Origin of the sequence: Zhongshania sp. (genome assembly GCF_041623545.1) — a bacterium.
GTDB lineage: Bacteria > Pseudomonadota > Gammaproteobacteria > Pseudomonadales > Spongiibacteraceae > Spongiibacter.
Genome location: NZ_JBFJWS010000002.1, coordinates 26,996 through 43,743, shown reverse-complemented (window position 1 = coordinate 43,743; position 16,748 = coordinate 26,996). Strand labels below are relative to the sequence as shown.

Genomic DNA, 16,748 nt, shown 5'->3' with positions numbered 1-16,748 from the left:
AATACACTTGATATTAATAATAAAGGTTAATAAGAAATGATTGTATACGGTGTTGCTTTACTTGCGTTCTGTACACTTTTGGGTGGCTATCTAGGTGATATGCTAGGTATCGCTATCGGTGTTCAGGCGAACGTTGGCGGGGTTGGTATTGCCATGATGTTTCTTATTATCATGTCAAATATATCCAGTAAAAAGTTCCATTTATCGCCGATGTCAGAGTCTGGGATCAAGTTTTGGAGCGCCATGTATATTCCGATTATTGTGGCAATGGCGGCCAAGCAAAATATGGTGGTAGCGTTATCGAGTGGCTGGATGGCGGTGGTAGCTGGTGTGCTAGCGGTTGTTGTTGGTTTTTTGATGGTGCCGGTATTATCAAAAATCGGTAATGGCAAGAAACCCCTCACGGGAGATAAATCATAATGATAGATTCTCTTGAGGCGGTATTAATAAAAAATGGCATTCTCACGGCATTTTTATTTGTTGGTGTGCTTGTTTGGTTTTCTTATTGGTTTTCTAATAAGTTTACCCGTGGCCATCTTCATGGCTCGGCTATAGCAATTACCTTAGGGCTTGTCATTGCCTATTTTAGCGGTCTAATAACAGATGGCAGTAAAGGCATTGCCGACTTCCCGCTGTTCGCCGGTGTTGCGGTTTTGGGTGGTGCCATGTTCCGCGATTTCGCTATTGTGGCGACAGCCTACGGCGCTGATATCGACGAGATAAAACATGCAGGCCTAGCCGGTGTGGTTTCGATTATCCTCGGCGTAGTTTTATCATTTGTCGTTGGCGCCGTGGTCGCCGTTGGCTTTGGTTATACTGACGCAGTATCCATTAGCACTATCGGCGCGGGTGCCGCTACCTATATTGTTGGGCCTGTGACTGGCACGGCCTTGGGCGCAAGTTCAGAGGTTATCGCGCTCAGCGTCGCAGCTGGCTTAGTGAAATCGGTATTGGTGATGGTGGGAACACCCTTTGTCGCTTCAAGTATTGGTTTAAACAACCCTCAATCAGCGATGGTTTATGGCGGTTTAATGGGTACCACCAGTGGTGTTGCGGGTGGGCTTGCTGCTACTGATCCGAAGTTGGTTCCCTACGGAGCTATGACGGCTACATTCTATACTGGGGTAGGTTGTTTGTTAGCGCCCTCGGTTCTATTCCTGATTGTTAGGGTGCTGTTTCCAGATTGACGCCGGAACCGTGCTTCTTAAAAGCAGCGCTTATGAAATAGTTTCACATTCAAAGAATTAGTAGAGAATTTACAATGACAGATTCAAACTTCAATCTATTCTTCCACTTTCAAAAACAATTTAAGTCGCACGCTGCCAAACCCTTATTGGTGACGGGGGCTAACATAAAGTATAGCTACGCCGATATTGATAAAGAGTCAGCTCGTCTTGCTAACTACCTGTCTAATCTCGGCGTGCAGATTGGTGATCGCGTGTCGGTGCAGGTCCATAAGTCGCCGGAGGCGCTGAGCCTGTATTTGGCCTGTTTACGTGGCGGCTTTGTGTTTCATCCACTGAATACCGGTTATCAAAGCTCCGAGTTAGATTATTTCTTAAGCAATGCCGCTCCAGCAGTTGTGGTATGTGATAGCGAGAGCGTTGAGCTAATGGGGCCGTTGCTTAAAAAGCATGGCATTGCAAATTTACTCACATTGAACGCCGATGGCAGCGGTAGCCTGATTGCCGACTCGCGAAGCTGTGGCGAAGAATTTGCCGTAGTTCATCGCGACAAGGATGATTTGGCAGCGCTGCTGTATTCCTCGGGCACCACCGGTGTGCCTAAAGGCATAATGTTGACGCATAATAATTTGTTAACCAATGCTCAGTCCTTAAATGAGGCCTGGGCATTTAATGAAGATGATGTTTTATTGCACGCTTTACCGATCTTCCATGTGCATGGTTTGTTCGTTGCTTTGGGTTGCGTATTGCTCAGTGGCGCCAGTATGCGCTGGCTACCAGGGTTTAACACTGATGCGGTGATTGAACTACTCCCTAAGTGTACGGTAATGATGGGCGTCCCCACGTTCTACACACGTTTGCTTGATTCAAATAAATTCGATAAAGCCGTAGTGAAAAATATTCGCTTGTTTGTTTCTGGTTCGGCGCCGCTATTGGCGGAAACATTTAATGAATTTGAGCAGCGCACCGGCCACCGTATTTTAGAACGCTATGGTATGACCGAAACCAATATGAATACTTCTAATCCCTTATCAGGTCTAAGAAAAGCGGGGACAGTAGGCTTTGCTCTGCCAGGTGTTGACGTTCGTGTCGTCGGCGAAAGTGGCGAGGTATTAGCGCCTGGCGAAATCGGTGATTTACAAGTGAAAGGCGCCAATGTCTTCAAGGGGTATTGGAAAATGCCAGAGAAAACAGCTGAAGATTTCACCGCCGACGGTTTTTTTAATACCGGCGATAAAGGCGTTATTTCTGAAGACGGCTATGTATCCATTGTCGGCCGGGCCAAAGACCTAATTATTACTGGCGGTTTAAATGTTTACCCCAAAGAACTTGAATTGATCATTGATGATTTGCCAGGGGTTAAAGAATCTGCGGTGATCGGTGTGCCCCACAAAGATTTTGGCGAAGCCATCGTGGCGGTTATTGTAGCGGATGGCGCAACTGAGTTAAGCGAAGAGGCTATTATTAGCGCAATGAAAACGTCGGTGGCCAACTTTAAAGTGCCTAAAAAAGCCGTATTCCTTGATGAGTTGCCAAGAAATACCATGGGTAAAGTACAAAAGAATGTGCTTCGCGAAACGTTTAAGGCTTTGCTTGCTTAACTCGTTCGGATCCATAAACGCTGCAGAGCCCTGATGAATTAAAATCGGGGTCTTTGACTGGTCGAGGCCATACTACGAGGAAGCAAATTAAGTTGTTAATTGCTCGTTGCCAGTATGACTTTTAGCAGCCAAACCGTCGCTTTGCCAACTTGGTCAATAGACTGATAGGAAGTTGCCAATTTGAGAGGACGGTGCGGTAGCCGACCACGCAATTGCGTAATGCACAATTAATGAATCGGGCAGGTCTTTTAAGGGAATGAACTCCATGCCCTCGAAAACAGTTGGATTATTCACTGGCTGCTCCACAAACGCAGCGCCAAGGCCGCAGGCGACTTGGATTGCACCGGTGGCACCATCCTCGGCAAAAACCGCAATTTGAGGCTCAAAGCCAGTAGAGCGGCAGACCTTAGAAAATTTGTCATACGCGGATGGGGCGAGTTTTGGATCTGGAATCATCCAAGGCCGGTCGCGTAATTCGAATAGGGTCACACCCGATTTTGGCAGTTTCCAACTGCTTGGAACAGCCACGCATGGTACCACTGAGGTAATGTGTTTGTGTTCTAGGTCAGTGCAGTCAACCTCTTCTAAGTTAATAAAACCAATATCAATATCCGCTGCGAGCAGTGCGGCCGCTTGATTGACACTCATTAACGGACTTATTTCTACCTGAACGTCAGGCCACTTGCCTTGGAACCGACGAATCGCGTGGCTAATCTCTTGTGCGTGCCAGTTGACTGATGGGCAAACCCGTATGCGTAATTTTTCGGTGAAGCCATTGCCTATGCGGCGCGCGTCGTTGGCGGCAATTTTTAAACGTTCAATAATAAAATAAGCTTCGGAAAGAAAGGCCTCCCCGGCGGCGGTCAAGGCTACCTTGCGACTCGTCCGCTCTAGCAGCGCCGTGCCTACTTTTTCTTCAAGGCGTTTTATCGACCTACTGAGTACCGGCTGACTAATATGCAGTTGCACTGCCGCGCGGGTAAAGCTACTGGCGTTAGCGACGGCGATAAAATGCTCTAGTAATGTGATTTCGATCATGGCGGTATTCCATTCTGAATGGTATTTGGCTTCGATATGTCGCTTTATTTTCCATCTATACATCTATGACATAGATATGGGTAAATTTAGCATTGGACTTGCGAATACTGGAATCATACTCTGCATCAATAAAAATAACAGTCGCGGCCTCTATAGGGGCTTGGCGCTGGTGAGGAGGTCCGAATGGCTACGTTCAAAATACTTGAGTGCAAAAGCGCCACTACACCGCGAGCTTGGTTTGCCTATTTGCTGTTAGTTGTTGTAGTTTTTCTTGGCAACCAAGCGGCGATGGCAAGTACTGGTCATGATGATATCGTTTCCTTAAGGCGCCTGACGCAAGAACAATATCGTCAAACCATCGCCGATATTTTTGGTGACGATATCGAAATCTCCGCGCGCTTAGAGCCAGATCCCCGCAGAGAAGGGTTAATCGCGATTGGCACAGCGCAAGCCTCAGTTAGCGCCTCAGGGTTCGAACAATATGATGCTGCAGCGCGCCAGATTGCTGAACAGGTAACGGACCTTGCACATCGCGAACTGCTAATCGGCTGTAAACCTGTAAATACCCAAGCAGCGGATGATCGTTGCGCGCGTACTTTTTTTTCCCGTGCGGGTCGCTTTCTGTATCGTCGCGCCTTGAATGAGGCTGAGTTAGAACGCTTTGTTGGCATTGCGCGCAAGGGTGCTAAAGTCGGTAAAGATTTTTACTGGGGACTCTCTTTGTCGCTTAGCGCGATGTTGGAAACCGCGCCCTTTTTATTCCGAGTTGAGCGTGCGACCTGGCAGGGCGATGGCTACCGACTTGATGATTACTCGACGGCTTCGCGTATTAGTTTTCTAATTTGGAATGCGCCGCCGGATGAGGCATTACTCAGCGCCGCTGAGAATGGCAGTTTACGCACAGATAATGGCTTGCATCGTGAGATAGATCGCTTATTGGCGTCACCGCGTTATGAGAAAGGCGTGCGGGCATTTTTCAACGATATGCTGGCTTTGGACGATTTACTAGCACTGCAAAAAGATCCCACTATTTACCCACGGTATAGCGCCAAGCTGGCTAGTGACGCGCGCGAGCAGACACTGCGCACGATCGTAGACACCTTATTGCGTCGCGATCAAGATTACCGCGCTGTGTTTACGACGAGGCACACTTTTTTCTCGCGCGCCCTCGGTTTTCTCTATAGCGAACCGGTAACCTCGCCCAGTGGCTGGGAAGCGCGTGAGTTAGCGGCCGGCGATCCCCGTGCGGGAATTTTAGCGCAACCAGCGTTCCTAATGGCGCATTCTCATCCCGGCCGTAGTTCACCGACTTTACGGGGCAAGGCTTTGCGCGAGCTGATTCTGTGTCAATCGGTTCCGGCACCGCCACCAAATGTTGATTTCGCCTTGGTACAAAATGTCTCTGATCCGAATTTCGCCACAGCGCGCCAGCGGCTGACTGCGCATAATACCGAGCCAATGTGTGTGGCCTGCCACAAGCTAATGGATCCCCTCGGTCTGCCCTTGGAAAGTTTCGACGGCGCTGCCGGGATGCGAATGACCGAGAACGGTGCGGAAATTGATTTAAGCGGTAGTTTGCACAATCAAAGCTTTATTGGTGCCGCGGGTCTTGGTGCAACACTTGCCAAAGATGGCGCCGCTGCGTCATGTCTTATCAATCGCCTATACAGTTACGGTGCCGGTCGCGCGCCTGAGCAACAGGATTCCGAGCGAATTGACGCCATTTACGAGCAGTATGCAGAGCGCGGCTTTAATTTAACTAAGCTCCTTCGCACGATCGCACTTAGCCGCGAATTTTATTCGCCGCCACCGGTAGAGATCAGTGCTGATCAAGTGGCTATACAACAAGGGGACAAGTCATGACTCGTGATATTACTCGGCGTCGTCTACTTCGTTCGACGTTTAAGGGCGCAGCGGTTAGCTTGAGTATGCCGTTATTGGATATATTGCTAAACGATAATGGCAAAGCCTTTGCCGATACCGGTTTGGAAATTCCAGTGCGGTTTGGTACTTGGCACTGGGGGTGCGGTATGAATCCCGATCGCTGGGTGCCGGAATCGACCGGCGCAAACTGGGAAATGACGCCGGAACTAGAGGTGCTGGCCGCTTATCGACAACACTTCTCACTGTTTTCTGGTTACACGGCACCGCTTGATGGCCGGGCAAATGAGCCGCATATCTCAGCCGTATGGTCGTTACGCACCGGCTACGCGCCGACCAATAAAGAAGATCTGCCAGACCCGTCTTTTGACGCCTTAATCGCCCGCGCGGTGGGCGGTGGTGTTCGGTTTCGCAGTCTCGATATGGCAGCTACCGGCGGCCACACCGATAGCTATAGTTCGGCGGGTGCGGGCGCCGTTGCGGTACCTGAACTCACGCCTTTGAGCCTTTATACGCGGTTGTTCGGTCCTGGGTTTCGCGATCCAAACTCGGCAACATTTGAGCCCGGCCCAGATATCATACTTAGGCACAGTGTGTTGTCAGCGTTTGGCGACGAGCGCGCTGCACTAATGCGCCAAGTTGGCGCCGCAGATCGCCAAAAGCTAGATGCTTATTTTACCTCGGTGAGGGAGATGGAAAATCAGCTCGCGCTGCAGTTGAAGGAACCGGCGCCAGCGCTTGCCTGCACAGTACCGAGCGGTGCCCCGGCAGAGTCAAGGCCCAGTACCGACATCGAAGTGGTCACCGAAAGTCATAAGTTAATGGTCGACCTTACCGTGATGGCGCTGCTTTGCCACCAGACTAAAGTCTTTAATATGGTGTTTTCGCCCTCTGCTTCTACGCTGCGAAAGCCCGGTTCAGCCGATACCCATCATATATTGACCCACCAAGAGGCGGTGGATGCCAATCTCGGTTATCAACCCGAGTCGACGTGGTTCGCGCAAAAAAGTCTGGAGGGTTTTGCTTATTTGATGAAGCAGCTTGCGGCGGCCAAGGAGGGCGATAGTACTTTACTCGACAATACCTTGGTCTACGCACACTCAGATACTTCCTTTGCAAAAATGCATTCCCTCGATGAGTTGCCGGTGATTATCGCGGGGCGTGCGGGTGGTCGATTCAAGACCGGGCTGCACATCCGTGAGGAGGGCGCTCCGGTAACCAAAACGGCACTTACCGCTATGCACGCAATGAATGTACGCGCGGGCTCGTTCGGCAAGGGCTCCCTAGAAGTGAGTCAGTCTATTAGCGACGTTTTGGCTTAAGGGCGTTTATATGGGAATTTCAATAGCAGTAGCAACAGCCGTTTTGGTTAGCGCCGGATTATGGCCGCAGTTTATTACGGTGCAGGGTGAACAGCCGGAACAGTTTGTCGCCGGAGATAGCGGGCGCACGCTCTACGTCTACGACGGTGATTTAGGCAATATGGGTGGCGATGATTGTGTCGATACTTGCTTGGACGTATGGCCGCCATTGGCGGCGGCAGCAGATGATGTTGCGGTTGGTGACTGGAAACCGGTACTGCGCCGCGATTTGCGCTGGCAATGGAGTTATAAGGGCCGCCCAGTTTACCATTTTACGGGGGATTCAAGCCCTGGGGTTGCTAATGGCGGAGGCAGTGGCGGGGTTTGGCACGCCCTGGTGTACGAGGGCATTGCGCCAAAATTGACTGCGCCGCCTGCGGTTGCGGTTAAGCGCCGAAGTGTTGGTTTTGTACTGACGGACTACCGTGGCCAGACCCTGTATACCTTTGCGGAAGATGGTGAGATGCCGGCCTGTAATGCCGAATGTCTCGAAGTATGGCCGCCGGTACGTGCAGCGGCGCTGGCGACCAAGCTAGGTGACTGGACACCGGTAGACCGACCCGATGGCATCCGCCAGTGGGCCTATAGCGGACGGCTTGTTTACACTTATAGCGGTGATACTGGGGCACAGGATATGCGTGGCGCCAATGCCGGAGGCGTCTGGCAGATCGTGCGGGTTGAAAGCTCGCCCGCAGCCGCCATTGGAAGTTTGACCGTTGGTAATAGTGGCGCTAGCAAGGTGATCGAACAATGAAAACGATAATAGTCGCAATGAGCGATTTTTTACTTCTTTCGGTGCGTAAGTTTTTGTTGGTAGCGTCCCTGACTACCGTGGCAAGCACAGCTATATTTGCGACGGCGGCGAGTACAGATGTAGCCGCTGCGGGCCTTAAAAGGACCGCGGCCGAAGGCAAGAAACTCGGCTTCGTCGTTACCTATTTTTACTATGCCATGGAGCAAGGTGAAACCGCGTGTCCTAAGGGTGTTTGGCCGATCACCTCGACCAAGGAGTTCTTGGCGACCAAGCCGCCCGCTGAGCAACAGCGTTTACTGCAAGCAGAAAATCGCAAAGAGTTATTCCGCAGAATGATAGAGCGCGGCCCCAATGGCGAGAACGTTTGTGCCGAGCCGCTTTCAGCGCCAGACCCGCAAATGTATACACTGGCGGGGGATCGAAATGACGGCCTTGATCTCGATGGCAAAACCAAGGATTCCGCAATCACCGATTACACGTGCCCACATAAGCAGTACACCGACTCCCAAGGCCGGAAGGGCATCGACAATCAACTTGGCCGGGTGCTGGCTTGTGTGAACGGCTTGCGGGAGAAAGGGACGCTGGTACCTTATTTTACCCAGGCAATGCGCAATGGTATGTGGTCGATGCTAATTGAAATTAGCGACGTGGATAACGTCAAAAATGATTCAAGTGTCCGTGTTGATATTTACGCTGGCAACGAAAACATGGTGAAAAATCCCAGTGGTGAAGTGATGGCCGGCGCGAGTCTGTCGCCCAAAATAGACCCGCATTTACATCGGCAATTTGCAGGGCGGATTGTTAATGGGGTTTTGGAAACTGACGTCATCGCCGACTTGTTTGTTCCCGATATTATGACTAACCGTCGGCCCGCGTTTAAAATCGAGCGGCCGCGCTTAGAGCTTAAATTGCTTGAAGATGGAACTGCTACGGGCTTTCTTGGCGGCTATATATCCCAGAATCAGTATATTGCGCCGTCAAGCGCTGACGCCGAGGGCGAGTTATTCACCGGCTTAGACTGTCACGCGATGTATTACGCGGTGCACACCTACGCTGATGGCGATCGCGATCCGGTGACGGGTAAATGCAGTACATTGTCCACCGCGTTTCGTATTGAAGCGGTTCCGGCTTTTATTGTTCGCCCAGATCTCACACCGATTCCGACGTTTTCGCAGCGAGCTAAAACGCTAGAATCAGCTGCCGCGCAGTGACGCAGAAAAGCAAACTTGTAAGAATGAGGGTAAATTATGCTTGAGGCTAAATGCACACGGCGATCCTTTGTGAATTTACTCGTCGGTGGTGCCGGTATTGTTTTGGGCAACACGGCTCTGGCAGAAAGCTGCTTTGATATGGCAAAGCTACCAATGAGTGACCGCAATCTACGTAAATCACTTAACTTTATTGCGGTGTCAACTGACTCACAGAAAAGCTGCGGTGGCTGTGCTTTTTTTAAGGCAACTCAAACCGCGTCGTGCGGCACTTGCATGATGTTCAGCGGTGGTGGCGTGGCCGCTGAAAGCCTGTGTGATTCTTGGGTGGCGAAGGCCTAAGTTTAGGCTTTACGGCACTGGTATTCCAAAATTTACATTAACAGAAAATAACTATATCGGATTTTCACCATGGGATTAGTTAAACATAAACGACTTTTGCTCGGCGTATTCCTTGCGTTTATCCCCATTGCCGCTATATGCCAAAGCGCTGAATATACCGAAATTATTGAACAACGGCAGGCCTTGTACCGGGAAATTGGTACAGCAGTGAAAGCCATTCGTGACGAGACGCGCAAGTCTGCGCCGATGAATTTTGTGATAAAAAGTTCGGTAAAGCGGATTGCGTCAGGGCTTCGCGAAGTCCAACCCATGTTTCCAGAGGGCAGCGGTCCCGAGGCGGGAATAGAAACCAAGGCGCTGGAAAGTATTTGGAAGAATAAGGCGGAGTTTGAAAGTCGCTATACCAAAGCCATAGAACAAGCCGATAAGTTAGTGTTGGTAGCGAAACAAAAAGACATGAAAAAAACACGGGCACAACTTAAGTCTTTAGGCCGTGAGTGCAAAGGCTGTCACGACAAATTCCGGTTCGACGAATGAACCAAGTACGAAAAATTTGGGATGCACCAACACGGCTCGTGCACTGGGCCTTGGTAGTGTTAATCCCGTTTTCCTGGTGGACCCACGATGACCATATGGATTGGCATCTGATGAGTGGCTATGCGGTTCTTGGCCTGCTTATATTTCGGCTCTTATGGGGGTTTGTAGGGTCGACGACAGCGCGCTTTACCCACTTTGTTCGGGCGCCGGGAGAGGTTTTGGGCTACCTGCCTAGCTTATTGACGCGGGAGCGTAGTCAATTCACTGGGCATAACCCCCTCGGAGGCTGGAGTAGCCTGGTTCTACTTTTTGCTCTGCTAAGCCAGCTAGTGAGCGGTTTGTTCGCAGTCGATGTTGATGGATTGGAGTCTGGGCCACTGTCTTATCGCGTCGATTTTGATCTAGCCCGCCAATTTGCGAACTGGCATGAAACCAGCTTTATCGTCCTGCAGGTATTGATTGTGGTACACATCGCGGCAGTGCTTTTCTATCTGGTCTACAAACGCTCTAATTTAATTCGATCAATGATTACCGGATCAGGCATTTCAAATGACGCTCAGCCAATTACGTTTGCGTCATGGTGGCGTATTGGGTGTGTGACTATTGTCGCGGTTTTCGTGGCGTGGTGGGTCGCGGCAGGATTTCAACTCTAAATTATTGGTCCTAGATTATATGGTGGCTAAACGATTATTAATCATACCGATGCTTATTATTTGTGCTGGCTTCGCATTTTGTTATTTTAGTCCCTTCGCTAATACCAATAGAAATAGTGATACTTTGACTGCTAGTCCTATCGATATAGGGTTTGCGCAATACATGAGTGTCCATCACGATCAAGCAGTATTGCTTTCCCAATTATTGCTTGATGATCGTGTGGTTACAGATAAGCGACCATCTAAGCTGCGTAATTTTGCGCTTTCAATATCCACCGCGCAGCTGATAGAAATCGGGACAATGCGCGGTTGGTTACAATTGTGGGGGGTGGAAACTTATCCCGCTACAATGGACATGAATTGGATGCTACTGGCGCCTAAACTGCCAAGCGAGGAACTTCAGCAATATTTATTAGACTGTCGTGACTCTGAGCTAGGTATGCCCGGATTAGTGAAGAATTCGGAGCTTGAGGAGCTGCGGAAGATGGATCGAGACGCACGGGACGCTCGTTTCCTAGAATTGATGTTGCGACACCATGAAGGCGGAATTCCAATGGCAAAATTTGCCGCTGAGTTTGCTAGGCTTCCAGTCGTCCGGAATCTCGCCCAAAGGATGATTATTGAACAAACGAAAGAGCTTATGATGATGCGTAGGGCATTGAATGCGATCACAAAATAGTAATTTTGAATATTAAAACTTAGGGTAAGAAGTGTCTTGAATGCCCCCGTTGATTGAGGTGCTAACTATGTTGATCAAGCTGAATATAGAGGTTAGCTTAATCAACATGGTAGGGGGTACAGTCCTCAATAGCTTAATTATTGCTCTGGCCAAGCGTTATTAGTAAGTCTTACAACGTAAAAATTGGCAGAATCCGCATACCAAATTTCTTTGCGCTCGCGAACAAAAATTGGCCTAGAGATTGTAGATATTGTTTCTCGATTCTCACGTAAATCGCTTGGTGGATTGAAGTAGGCAATTTCACGAGGCCGATACGGGTTGCGAATGTCAAATACGCGTAAACCGGAGATTCCCATACTACATGCTGCAATTGTCGGGCTTTCCTTGCGCTCGACATCGCAATAATGAGCGGAGTAACCCGGGGTGCTAGCGGCGTCAGGGTCATTTTCAATCGCCGTGAGGTGCTCTTCCTGATGTACTTCTAAGCGTACATCAGCAATTATTTCGGGTGCTGTGTTGTCGGTCACATCAATTATCCGGGCCGACCCAGGGCCTGGCGATGACGCTGCGCCAAATTCGTCTGTCTCAAATAGATACCAGCGCCCTCTGTTGCGAAAGGGTGCAGCGTATTGAGGTGCACCGTTACCGTCCCAGACTATATTAGAAATACGGTGCATCATCGGATTCGCTAATCGTGCTTGCACTTCGGAAACATCGAAAATTTCAACACCCTTGCCCGTCAGTTCTGGCGGGGGACCGTATGGCACTATGCCAAGACTTGTAACATAAGCAGTATTGCCATCATCACTAATGGAAATTCCGTGACCATTTAGTGGAAAAACACTTAGGAATTTGGGCTCGTCAGGGTTCTTGATGTCAACAGCGGACACTGTGGGTGCCAGTGCGGATGCCGTATAGAAGGTGTTGCCGTCGGGGGAGATGCCACTTTCGTGACCTAATACACCGGCAATGAGTTGGCTAGATCTGAGTTTTGGTTCTCGACAATCTTCGCTTAGGTCATATATGTCGATGATCCCTGGGTAGGTCGCTGGGTTGCCCAATACAGCGATTAGCAGCCCCCGTTTCTCATTAAGTATTAGTGACTCGTGCGGCGACAACATCGCAGGAGTTTTTAGGCTGTCTACTAACACCGGATTAGCAAGATCAGACATATCGACTACAGCGACGCCTGCGGTATCACCGAACAAATTTATGGGGGATAAATTAGAAGTATCAAAATACGCGCATTCGTGGCCTTTTGTATCGACGTAACGCATTACGTTGAAGCTTCCTGAGCTTCCCATATACTCGTAGTTTAATTGACTGATCAACTCTGTATTACAGGTATAACCGCGAGCTGCACGACCGCTGTCGTAATCTTCCGACGGCAATTGGCCCTGGAGACCAGTTTCTGGCTCGGATCCGGCACCACAAATTGCTCTTGGCACGGATGTCGACGTTGCAACGGAGTAGGGCTGAACAACTTGCGAGGTGTAGGTCGCATCGGGCTCAACATTTATGGTCCTTTGATCATTCGTGGCTGAACTGCCGCCACAGCCAGTCAAAAATATATTGCAAAGTACTAAGGCTGAAACCGTTTTTAGGTACGGCTTAAATTCCATGCGTTGAAACCAATCAGATTTAAGCCTATAAGGTTTGTAAGTCTTTATTATTATTCCCATATTTTCTCCTTGGCAATCGGCGCTGTAATCTAGGATAGGTTTGCGATAGATATTCTTATACTAGAGACAGTATGCATCGCAATTCGACAAGTCCAATACTATATTTGAAATCAATCTATGCCGTATGAGGAAAAATTCAAGTTTAAAAACTAATTAAGCAGATTCAATGTGTCGTGGATTAGTACCCAAATCCATTTGTATTTTCAATAGATCCATTGTGCCATCAACTGGCGCGATGGCCGAGGCCGTCTCGGTGGCTCCGTACGCATAAATTCGGGTAGCTGCAAACTAATTTCGACGACCGGGTGCAGCAAAGATATACTGCTGAGGTTAATTCAGCGTTTAAATGTATATAAGGGTGTGAGCTAGTGGGGCAAGAGATTAAATTAGGATCCATACGTGCAGAAGCGTCAAGTCGCACCGCGAAGGGCAAAAAAAATACCGCTGTTAAAGACCCAAAAGCTGTTCAGGCTAGGGCAGTTATTACTCAGAATCGCCTTTTAGCAGGGGCGCGCACGCTGTTTGCCCGCTCAGGTTTTAATCAAACCGGCATCAGTGATTTATTGCTAGAAACGGCCACTACACGCGGGGCGCTGTACCATCATTTCGCGGGCAAGACTGAGCTATTTGAAGCGGTGTTTCGTCTTGTTGCGGCCGACCTGCACGATATTGGTGCCAAGGCTGCGGCACCTTTTTCTGGCGATCCTTGGAAACAGCTACTTGTTGCCATTGACGCACACCTTAAAATGGTCACTTCAAATGAGGAGTGTCAGCGCATTCTGCTGATCGACGGACCTGCAGTACTGGGCTGGCAGCGCTGGCGCGAAATTCTGTCTGAATACTTATTGGACGGCTTTGTCGTGACGTTTGAGATGTTAATGGCTCGTAAAATTATCGCTGAGCAGCCCGCAGGGCCATTGGCAACGCTGGTCATGGGAGCACTCCATGATGCGTCATTGGCGATTGCGCATGCCGAAGACCATGTTGAGGCCCAAGTGCAATTTAAGGCGGCGCTTATTTCCCTGATTGAGGGGCTTAGGGTTTAGGACTAGCCGCGCCTTGGGTTTACTAGGGAACGCCAGATAATATCGGTTTGCCATAGCCTATACACTTGACATTTTGTCTGAAGATAGCCATTCTTAAAAAAACCAACTGTTGGTCTCTTTTGTAAATGGGTATGTGTGTTGCATTGGTTGTGGGTCAATTACTCGCTGAGTAAGCCCGTTTTCCTAGCGACGCCAGATTTTATAAAAAACGTTTTAAGTACATTGCTAATAATCTAATAAAAATATTTAAAGTAGGTTTCCTGATGAATAATAAAAATGGCGTTATTCTGCCCCTTAGTCTGGTTGTACTCGGTATTTCGCCGTTCCAGCAGTCCATAGCTCAGGGGCGCGGACAGATCGAAGAGGTGATCGTTACCGCTAATAAGCGCGAGCAGAACCTGCAAGATGTGCCCATGGCAATTTCAGCATTTTCTGGTGAGCAGCTGGAAAACTATCAAATCGGCAATATTGAAGACCTCACCAAGCTGGTGCCATCGTTAAAATACGTCGAAGCGGATCAGCCTTCCCACGCATCCTTGAGTATTCGCGGTGTTGGCTCCTTCGTTTCCAGCCCTGCTCTTGAGGCTGGGGTAGCGGTGGTGGTCGACGAAGTGCCGATCGCCAGAACGGAGATGACCAGCTTTGAATATTCAGATGTTGAACGCATCGAGGTACTTCGCGGCCCACAGGGTACGCTCTTTGGTAAAAACGCTACGGCCGGCTTGATCCACGTCATCTCCCGCGATCCTTCGCCTGAATTTGAAGCATCGCTTGCTGCAAACTACGAAAATCCAAGCGACCTCCCTGGCTATAACGGCAAGGTGAGCTTCAATGCCAGCGGCCCCGTAACCGAGGATATCGGGGTGCGTTTTAGTGGCTTCTACCGAAAGGAAGCCGGACCCTATGTCGACGCCGCTTTTGATGACGAGGTACTGCCAGTAAACACTAGTCTAGGCGGGCGTTTAAAACTGGTTTGGGATGCTTCCGACGCCGTTTCCGTCCGGCTTACCCTTGAACATCAGGATTTTGACGGACAATCGTCACCGGTTACTTTTTCCTCCGCTACCGAGGAAAAACAATCCAAAAGTAGTGTTCGATTCCACGATGAAAACAACAGAACCGAAACCTTCGGTAATAATAAATCTGTATTGATAAACAGCGGTATGGGGCTCATCGTAAACTGGGATATAGGCGATCTTTTGCTTACCTCGGTCACCGGCTATCGCGATTTTAAAAACCGTAACCGATTGGGGATTCCAAAATTCACTGGCGAAAGGCTCAGTGTTGACCTTAACGGCGTGAGAGATATCGACACCTTTACTCAGGAATTTCGTATTACTTCTACTGGCGCGCGCACCATCGACTATAGCGCAGGCATTTTGTGGTTTGACAATGAAATAGACGATCGGGAATTTGGCGCGGTTACCGATATCCCCACCGAAGTGATCATTACTGGAACAGCGCCCGGCGTGCCGCTACTGGTTGACCTAGAGGGTCTGGGCGCAGTTCCCGGCGAAGGATTAGATCAAGTTGCAGACCAAAATTCGAATATCGGAACTGAAAATCTCGGCGTCTATGGCCAGCTTACCTGGAATATTTCCGACGCTTGGCACCTGACCGGTGGCGCGCGCTATATTGATGAAAAAGTCACCGTGTCAACCCGGAAAAAGCAGGCGATTCAACAGGATACGACCGGCGCGCCGGTTTCTGAAAGCGATGTGATGATTGCGCCTACCTCGGTGATTGATGAGGCGGTGATCGGTGCTATGTCTTTATCGCACGATTGGTCTGATGACATTACCCTGTACACGACTGTGTCAACAGGGTATCGCGGTAGAGCCTTTGATCTAAACGCCACGGAATTAGAAGAGGCGGTTGCCAACCCGGTCGAGCCGGAGACGTCGTTTAATACCGAGTTCGGTATCAAATCACGCTTGTTCGACAATAGCCTAGAGCTGAATATGACGGTATTCCGAACCGTATTTAGTAATTTCCAGAGCCAGATATCACGGCTTGAGGTATCTGGTGGCGTGCCTACCTACAAAAATCGGATTGAAAGCGCTGGCGAACTGGAAACCCGAGGGGTAGAAGTTGACTTTCAGGCGAGGCCCTTAGAAGCGCTCACATTGTTTGGTTCGATTTTGTATAACCCCACCGAGTTCAATGAATACACAACGAGCTGCTTTCCCGGCCAGCAACCCGGAGAAGATGGCGGCGAAGACCTGAATGACGATGGCGCTTGCGACCAACAAGATGTCACTGGCGAGCCCTTGGGCGGCGCGCCGGAACACAGTGTTGCCGTCGTTGCGCGCTACGATACGCCGTTTTATGGCGGTATGGGGTTCGCGCAATTGGGGGGCAGATGGCAAAGTGAAACTGAACCAAATAACCGTCACCCGAATTTAACTATTGATGCCTATTCCGTATTTGATTTAAACCTAGGTTGGCGCGGATTCGACAATCGCTTTGAAGCGGTGTTTTACGTCAAGAATATTTTCGACGAATTCTATGTTGTCTCTAAAACAGGGCTGACCGCCACCAATAGTCGTGAAGATGTGGCGCATTTCTTTCCACGGGATGCGAATCGAACGTTTGGTGTAAGTCTGGGTTATGAGTGGTAGGGATAGGTACTTTTTTCTTTGTTGATGGGTGCGGCATTAGCAAGTGGCGCGGTAGTTTTCAAAGGCCAGTTTCTACGCTGATGCAGAAACGGGATTACTTTGTGGCCGGTTAGAATTGCGAATGAATATAACGCTTAGTCCGAGGGCGTGGCGTGCTCAAG

Annotated in this window: 15 protein-coding genes; 13 read left to right on the top strand and 2 right to left on the bottom strand. The window is 49.6% G+C overall.

Features of this window, described 5'->3' with window-relative positions; translation table 11 throughout:
- The first annotated feature begins 36 nt into the window (after positions 1 to 36).
- The 3 genes from madL to ABYT30_RS00900 all read left to right on the top strand — a co-directional run bounded on the left by madL (position 37) and on the right by ABYT30_RS00900 (position 2,785).
- Positions 37 to 420 carry a malonate transporter subunit MadL gene (gene madL / locus ABYT30_RS00910; RefSeq protein WP_373078185.1) on the top strand — a complete coding sequence of 128 codons (384 nt, stop codon included), beginning with the start codon at positions 37 to 39 and terminating at the stop codon, positions 418 to 420.
- Positions 420 to 1,187, top strand: a complete 768-nt coding sequence (gene madM, locus ABYT30_RS00905) for a malonate transporter subunit MadM (RefSeq protein WP_373078187.1) — start codon at positions 420 to 422, stop codon at positions 1,185 to 1,187. The genes madL and madM overlap by 1 nt, the downstream gene beginning before the upstream one ends.
- A gap of 74 nt (positions 1,188 to 1,261) precedes the next feature.
- A complete protein-coding gene (locus ABYT30_RS00900; protein WP_373078188.1) occupies positions 1,262 to 2,785 on the top strand; it encodes a malonyl-CoA synthase in 1,524 nt (507 codons plus the stop codon).
- Positions 2,786 to 2,938: 153 nt separating this feature from the next.
- Here the strand turns inward: ABYT30_RS00900 and ABYT30_RS00895 are convergent, their stop codons facing one another.
- Positions 2,939 to 3,823, bottom strand: coding sequence for a LysR family transcriptional regulator (locus ABYT30_RS00895; protein WP_373078191.1), 885 nt, complete (start codon positions 3,821 to 3,823; stop codon positions 2,939 to 2,941).
- Positions 3,824 to 4,006: 183 nt separating this feature from the next.
- Here ABYT30_RS00895 and ABYT30_RS00890 point away from each other — a divergent pair, with 183 nt between their 5' ends.
- The 8 genes from ABYT30_RS00890 to ABYT30_RS00855 all read left to right on the top strand — a co-directional run bounded on the left by ABYT30_RS00890 (position 4,007) and on the right by ABYT30_RS00855 (position 11,238).
- Positions 4,007 to 5,686 carry a DUF1592 domain-containing protein gene (locus ABYT30_RS00890; protein WP_373078192.1) on the top strand — a complete coding sequence of 560 codons (1,680 nt, stop codon included), beginning with the start codon at positions 4,007 to 4,009 and terminating at the stop codon, positions 5,684 to 5,686.
- Complete coding sequence (locus ABYT30_RS00885) at positions 5,683 to 7,026, top strand: DUF1552 domain-containing protein (protein ID WP_373078193.1); 1,344 nt, start codon at positions 5,683 to 5,685, stop codon at positions 7,024 to 7,026. Before ABYT30_RS00890 ends, ABYT30_RS00885 begins: the two co-directional genes overlap by 4 nt.
- Positions 7,027 to 7,036: 10 nt before the next feature.
- Positions 7,037 to 7,819 carry a hypothetical protein gene (locus ABYT30_RS00880; protein ID WP_373078196.1) on the top strand — a complete coding sequence of 261 codons (783 nt, stop codon included), beginning with the start codon at positions 7,037 to 7,039 and terminating at the stop codon, positions 7,817 to 7,819.
- Positions 7,816 to 9,030, top strand: a complete 1,215-nt coding sequence (locus ABYT30_RS00875) for a hypothetical protein (protein WP_373078198.1) — start codon at positions 7,816 to 7,818, stop codon at positions 9,028 to 9,030. Before ABYT30_RS00880 ends, ABYT30_RS00875 begins: the two co-directional genes overlap by 4 nt.
- A gap of 36 nt (positions 9,031 to 9,066) precedes the next feature.
- On the top strand, positions 9,067 to 9,369 hold the full coding sequence (locus ABYT30_RS00870) for a high-potential iron-sulfur protein (protein ID WP_373094884.1): 303 nt from the start codon (positions 9,067 to 9,069) through the stop codon (positions 9,367 to 9,369).
- Positions 9,370 to 9,438: 69 nt separating this feature from the next.
- Positions 9,439 to 9,906, top strand: coding sequence for a cytochrome c (locus ABYT30_RS00865; protein WP_373078202.1), 468 nt, complete (start codon positions 9,439 to 9,441; stop codon positions 9,904 to 9,906).
- Entirely contained in the window at positions 9,903 to 10,559 is a 657-nt protein-coding gene (locus ABYT30_RS00860; protein ID WP_373078204.1) for a cytochrome b/b6 domain-containing protein, read from the top strand. Before ABYT30_RS00865 ends, ABYT30_RS00860 begins: the two co-directional genes overlap by 4 nt.
- Positions 10,560 to 10,578: 19 nt before the next feature.
- Positions 10,579 to 11,238 (top strand): DUF305 domain-containing protein, encoded by a 660-nt coding sequence (locus tag ABYT30_RS00855; protein WP_373094883.1) that lies wholly within the window; start codon positions 10,579 to 10,581, stop codon positions 11,236 to 11,238.
- A 137-nt stretch (positions 11,239 to 11,375) separates the two neighbouring features.
- Here the strand turns inward: ABYT30_RS00855 and ABYT30_RS00850 are convergent, their stop codons facing one another.
- Positions 11,376 to 12,860 carry an LVIVD repeat-containing protein gene (locus ABYT30_RS00850; protein WP_373094880.1) on the bottom strand — a complete coding sequence of 495 codons (1,485 nt, stop codon included), beginning with the start codon at positions 12,858 to 12,860 and terminating at the stop codon, positions 11,376 to 11,378.
- Positions 12,861 to 13,288: 428 nt separating this feature from the next.
- Here ABYT30_RS00850 and ABYT30_RS00845 point away from each other — a divergent pair, with 428 nt between their 5' ends.
- Both ABYT30_RS00845 and ABYT30_RS00840 read left to right on the top strand, forming a co-directional pair.
- Complete coding sequence (locus ABYT30_RS00845; protein ID WP_373080820.1) at positions 13,289 to 13,966, top strand: TetR/AcrR family transcriptional regulator; 678 nt, start codon at positions 13,289 to 13,291, stop codon at positions 13,964 to 13,966.
- A 263-nt stretch (positions 13,967 to 14,229) separates the two neighbouring features.
- Positions 14,230 to 16,587: a TonB-dependent receptor gene (locus ABYT30_RS00840; RefSeq protein WP_373080821.1), complete on the top strand. Its 2,358-nt coding sequence runs from the start codon at positions 14,230 to 14,232 to the stop codon at positions 16,585 to 16,587.
- Positions 16,588 to 16,748: the final 161 nt, after the last annotated feature.

Coding starts and splice junctions, on each gene's coding strand:
- ABYT30_RS00890 (WP_373078192.1), top strand. CDS start 4,007: ATGGCTACGTTCAAAATACTTGAGTGCAAAAGCGCCACTACACCGCGA.
- ABYT30_RS00885 (WP_373078193.1), top strand. CDS start 5,683: ATGACTCGTGATATTACTCGGCGTCGTCTACTTCGTTCGACGTTTAAG.
- madM (WP_373078187.1), top strand. CDS start 420: ATGATAGATTCTCTTGAGGCGGTATTAATAAAAAATGGCATTCTCACG.
- ABYT30_RS00880 (WP_373078196.1), top strand. CDS start 7,037: ATGGGAATTTCAATAGCAGTAGCAACAGCCGTTTTGGTTAGCGCCGGA.
- ABYT30_RS00900 (WP_373078188.1), top strand. CDS start 1,262: ATGACAGATTCAAACTTCAATCTATTCTTCCACTTTCAAAAACAATTT.
- ABYT30_RS00870 (WP_373094884.1), top strand. CDS start 9,067: ATGCTTGAGGCTAAATGCACACGGCGATCCTTTGTGAATTTACTCGTC.
- ABYT30_RS00860 (WP_373078204.1), top strand. CDS start 9,903: ATGAACCAAGTACGAAAAATTTGGGATGCACCAACACGGCTCGTGCAC.
- madL (WP_373078185.1), top strand. CDS start 37: ATGATTGTATACGGTGTTGCTTTACTTGCGTTCTGTACACTTTTGGGT.
- ABYT30_RS00865 (WP_373078202.1), top strand. CDS start 9,439: ATGGGATTAGTTAAACATAAACGACTTTTGCTCGGCGTATTCCTTGCG.
- ABYT30_RS00850 (WP_373094880.1), bottom strand. CDS start 12,860: ATGGAATTTAAGCCGTACCTAAAAACGGTTTCAGCCTTAGTACTTTGC.
- ABYT30_RS00840 (WP_373080821.1), top strand. CDS start 14,230: ATGAATAATAAAAATGGCGTTATTCTGCCCCTTAGTCTGGTTGTACTC.
- ABYT30_RS00855 (WP_373094883.1), top strand. CDS start 10,579: ATGGTGGCTAAACGATTATTAATCATACCGATGCTTATTATTTGTGCT.
- ABYT30_RS00875 (WP_373078198.1), top strand. CDS start 7,816: ATGAAAACGATAATAGTCGCAATGAGCGATTTTTTACTTCTTTCGGTG.
- ABYT30_RS00895 (WP_373078191.1), bottom strand. CDS start 3,823: ATGATCGAAATCACATTACTAGAGCATTTTATCGCCGTCGCTAACGCC.